This window comes from Paucibacter sp. XJ19-41, assembly GCF_028462495.1.
GTDB lineage: Bacteria > Pseudomonadota > Gammaproteobacteria > Burkholderiales > Burkholderiaceae_C > Roseateles_E.
In genome coordinates this window covers 1-4,472 of record NZ_JAQOWX010000208.1, presented here as the reverse complement: position 1 = coordinate 4,472, position 4,472 = coordinate 1, and the positions used below count along the sequence as shown (strand labels likewise).

General features: G+C 70.5%; 3 protein-coding genes. All 3 read right to left on the bottom strand.

Translation table 11 applies throughout. The features are described from left to right. The coding region (locus tag PO768_RS27920; protein WP_272648661.1) for a PepSY-associated TM helix domain-containing protein at positions 1–1,004 on the bottom strand (1,004 nt) is incomplete at its 3' end. Then, complete coding sequence (locus tag PO768_RS27915) at positions 1,001–1,213, bottom strand: hypothetical protein (protein ID WP_272648660.1); 213 nt, start codon at positions 1,211–1,213, stop codon at positions 1,001–1,003. The genes PO768_RS27915 and PO768_RS27920, both read right to left, overlap by 4 nt. Before the next feature lie 1,102 nt (positions 1,214–2,315). Then, on the bottom strand, positions 2,316–4,472 hold a 2,157-nt coding region (locus PO768_RS27910), incomplete at its 5' end, for a TonB-dependent receptor plug domain-containing protein (protein ID WP_272648659.1).

The window sequence follows — 4,472 nt, the reverse complement described above, 5'->3', positions numbered from 1 at the left end:
AGGCCCAGCAGTGCATAGGCCCAGCGCAGCACGGCGCCGGCCCCCGCGCCCAGCCAGTCGCCCATATGCAGCGGCATCAGGGCCTGGCGCCACCAGGCCGACGCGGCCAACCGGCGCGGGTCGTGCACGCCCAGCAGGCGCGGCTGCGCGCTGCCGCCGGCGAACAGAAGCTCGGCGCTGTAGCGCTGCACCAGATGCCCGGGCAGATTGCCGCGCAGGCTGAGGTGGCCGCGCTCGGGGAAGAAGTCGATGTAGACCGGCTCCAGCCCGGGCAAGACCTGACCCGCGTGCACCAGCAGCGGCGCCAGCGGCACGGCGGGCCGCTCGTAGCGGGCCTCGCGGGGCGCCTGCACGCCCTTGGCCGGCGGGCCGGTCTCGATCAGCGTGGCCAGGCCCAGCCAGGCGCCGGTGACGGCGGTCAGCAGATGAAAAGGCAGCAGCCACAGGCCTAGCAGCTTGTGGCCGTCGGACAGGGCCAGGCGCCGCTGGCCGGGGCGGCCCAGCCGCAAGGTGAACAGCTGGCTCAGCAGCTTGCGGTGCACCAGCAGGCCGCTGATCAGCGAGGCCAGCATCAGCACGCCGATGCCGCCGACGATCCAGCGGCCTTGCTTGCCCATGAAGAGCCGGGTGTGCAGATTGACCAGGAAATCGCCGACCTGGGCGCGGTTGCCGGCCAGTACGCGGCCGCAGCCATCGAGCATCGCGCGCCGGCCATCGGCCCAGCGCAGCTCGTAATAGCCAAGGTCCGGGCCCCCGGTCAGCGCCGGCAGGCTGAGGCGGCGGATCGGCGAGCGGCCGTCGGACTGCGCCTGCAAGGCCTCGAAGGCCTGGTCCGCCGTGATGGCGCCGGCGCAACCGGCCGCGCCGGGCGAGGCCGAGCCGGCCGCCCACTGCCCGATCTCCAGCCGGAACATCGCCAGGCTGCCGCTCAAGCACAGCAGCAGCAGCACCAGACTGGCCGCCACGCCCAGCCAGACATGGCAGCGGTGCAGCAGGGATTTCACACCCCGGCGACGCGGGCTGGCGCGGCGATCGCCGCCTCGGCCTGGCCCAGCAGCGCCCGCGCATGCGGCTTGGCGCCCAGCGCGATGTGCTCGGAGGCCAGCTTGCGCAGCACGGTGGCGCGCAGATGCGGCTTGCTCACCTGGCGGGCCTCGGTCTCGGCCAGGGCCAGCTGGGCCAGCGCGCCGTCCTTGTGGCCGGTGCGCGCCATGTTCTTGGCGATGCGGATGCGGCCCTCGATGCGGTGGTAGGGGTCGGCAATGGCCTCGGCGGTGGCGATGCCCGGCTNAGCGCGCCGTCCTTGTGGCCGGTGCGCGCCATGTTCTTGGCGATGCGGATGCGGCCCTCGATGCGGTGGTAGGGGTCGGCAATGGCCTCGGCGGTGGCGATGCCCGGCTCGAAGCGATGGCTCTGGCCATAGTTGCGCGCGATCTCGCTGAGCACCTCGGCGCGGTCCTCCCCCTCAGGCAGGCGCAGCGCGATGGCGCGGCCCTGGTCCAGCGCGCTGACGGCGCGCTCGCGCAGGTTCTTCTCGGCCTGCTCGCCGCCCAGCATGGCCAGGGCCTTGGCCTGCTGCAGCGGGCTCTTGATCTGCGGCACCAGGCGCTGCTCGACCTGGGCAAACACCTGCAGCGCCAGCTCGCGGTGGCCGATGTCCATCAGGTGGGCGCCGGTCTCGTTGTACATCAGCGCACGCTCATAGGGGTCGGCCAGCATCTGGGCGATGCCATAGGCCTCGTAGACCAGGTTCTCGCCATGGGCCTTGTCGATATAGCGGTAGCTGGCCCCGGTGCCCGACAGCAGCTCGGCGCGCAGCATCGGCTCCTCGGTGGTCTGGGCGCGGGCCTCGGTGCGCTTGAGCAGGGCCGTGGCCTCGTCGCGGCGGCCGGCCTTGGCCAGCTTGCCGACCAGCTTCCAGGCGGTCTTGACCCAGACCTCGCCGTCGCGCACCGCGTCCAGCGTCTGCAGCGCGCGCTCGAAGCTCGCGCCCGAGGCCAGTTCATTGGCCAGATGGCCCATCAGCAAGTCCTGCACATAGGGCTCGCGCACCGCCGCCGAGGCCTGGCGCGACTGCGCGAACAGGCGCTCGGCCCGCGCACCCTCACCCAGCTCCTGCCAGAGGTTGGCAAGCTGGGCCTGCAGCTGCGCGTCCTCGTAGGGCGAGGTGGCGCTGGCCGGCTGGCTGGTGAGCCAGGCCTTGAGCTTCAGGTCTTCATGGGCAAAAGCCGGGGCGGCGGCGCACAGCGCGGCGGCCAGGCCCAGCAGGGAGAGTCGGTGCTTGATGTTCATCATTTGGGGTTCCTCAATGCAGATCAGAAACGGCCTTCCAGCCGCACAAAGAAGGCACGGGCCGAGGCCTCGTCCTCCTGCTCGAACAGCGCGACGCTGCCGTCCGGCCGGGTCGTGACGCGGGGCCGGTTCTTCTCGGCCTCCAGCAGAGTGCTGGCGCTGACGCGCAGCTGCAGCTGCGGACTCAGCGCGTAGAGCAGATAGGCGTCCAGATAGCGCGAGGGCTGCTGGCGCTGCACGCGCAGATGGCTGCCCACCGCGTCGACCTTCTGCAGCCGGCCGACCTCGTTGTAGGCGGCGCCGAGCTTGAGCTTGGCGGGCTTGTACTCGTAGTCGAGGCCGACATTGACGATGCGGCGTGGCTGGTCGTTGATGGGCCGGTCGCGGCCGCTCAGCGGATCGCGCACCCGGGAGTCCAGCCAGCTGTAGTTGCCGCGCAGCTGCAGGCCGTGGACGGCGCCGAGGCTGAAGCGGTAGGAGCCGTCGAACTCCAGCCCCCAGGTCGTGGCGCGCTCCACATTGACCGGCTGCTGCAGATAGCGGCCGCTGTCGGCGTCCTGCAAGATCCGCTTTTCGATCAGGTCCTGCAGCCGGCGGTAGAACAGATTGACGCTGACGACGCCGGCGCGCTCGTTGAAATAGCGCTCCAGGCTGCTCTCCAGCGCCCAGGCGGTCTCGGGCTTCAGCGCCGGGTTGCCGATCTTGTCGGGGTTGGCCACGGTGCCGCTGGAGAGCTCGGTCAGCGCGGCCAGGTCCTCGAACTTGGGCCGGCGGATGCTGCGAGTCAGGCTGGCGCGCCAGTTGGTGGCCGCGTCGACATTGCTGAGCCAGTGCAGCGAGGGGCTGGGCTGCAGATGGTCGCGGCGCTGGCTGCCGGCGCTGTTGACCTGGCTGCGGGTGCTGACCTGCTCCAGGCGCAGGCCCGGGGTCAGCACATGGTGCTCGCCGATCAGGATCTCGTCCTGGGCATAGGCCGAGAGCTTGTCCTCCTGAACGCGAAAGCGGCTGGATGCGATGTCGCTGCGGTTCTCCTTCTTCCAGCCCAGCTTGTCCAGCGCCCAGTCCAGGCGCGCGTACTCCAGCCCGAAGTCCAGCAGATGGCCGCCGGCCAGGCGCTGGCGGGTGGCGGCGCGCAGGCTCAGGCCGCGTTCGTCCTGCTGCTCGTCGGCGCCGCTAATGAAACCCGGCAAGGCCGTGAAGGGCTGGCCGGCCGCGCCCTTGCGCTCGATCTTGTCGGTCTGGGTGTCGGTGGCCTGCAGACCGAAGCCCAGGGTGTAGCGCTGCTGCTTGCCAATCTCGCGCTGCCACTGGCCATTGAGCCCGGCGTACTGCCGGGTCTTGATCTGGTCCATGCGCTCGGCCTCGCTGAGCTCGGCCTTCTTCAGGCGGTCGCGCTCCTTGTTCTCGCGCGAGTAGGGGTAGCGCGGGTCGAGCCGGAACTCGTCCTGGGCATTGAGCCGCCAGCTCAGCCGGGCGCTCAGCGCGGCCTCGCGGTGCTCTCGCAGCTCGATGTCCTGCTCGCGGTTGCTCAGGGTCGCGAGACCGTTGTTGTAGTCGCGCCGGTCCTTGCTGCGCAGGCCGAAACGGTTCTGCAGCTGCGCATCGAACTGGTAGCGAAAACCGTCGAGCGCATCGCCCAGGCTCAGGCCCAGATTGGCAGACTTGCCATCGCCCGGCGCATCGGGCATGAGCCCGGCACCGGCGCTCCACTTGATCGTCCGCGCCTTCGGCGGCTTGCGCAGGATGATGTTGACGGTGCCGGCAATGCCCTGGTTGTCGATATTGGCGGTGGTGCTGCGGATGATCTCCAGACGCTCGACCAGATGGGCCGGGATCTGGTCAATCGCGAAGTCGCGGCCCGGCACCGGCTGGCCGTCGATCAGGATCTGGGTGTACTCCTTGGCCAGGCCGCGGATGCGCGCATCGTTGTTCTCGCCGGGTGGGCCGGCAAAGCTGATGCTGGGCATGCGGCGTATCACCTCGCCCATGCTGGCATCGCCAAAGGCCTCGATCTCGTCGCGGCCGACGATGATCTTGGCGGCGCTCAGGCTCATGCGCTCGTCCAGCACCTCGTCCTGCAGGCTGGCATGCACCGCGGCCACCAGCGGCAGATCGGGCAGCTCGACACGGCGGGTCGCCTCGGCCGCCGCTGCCGCCGCGGCCACCGGCTCGGGACGCGC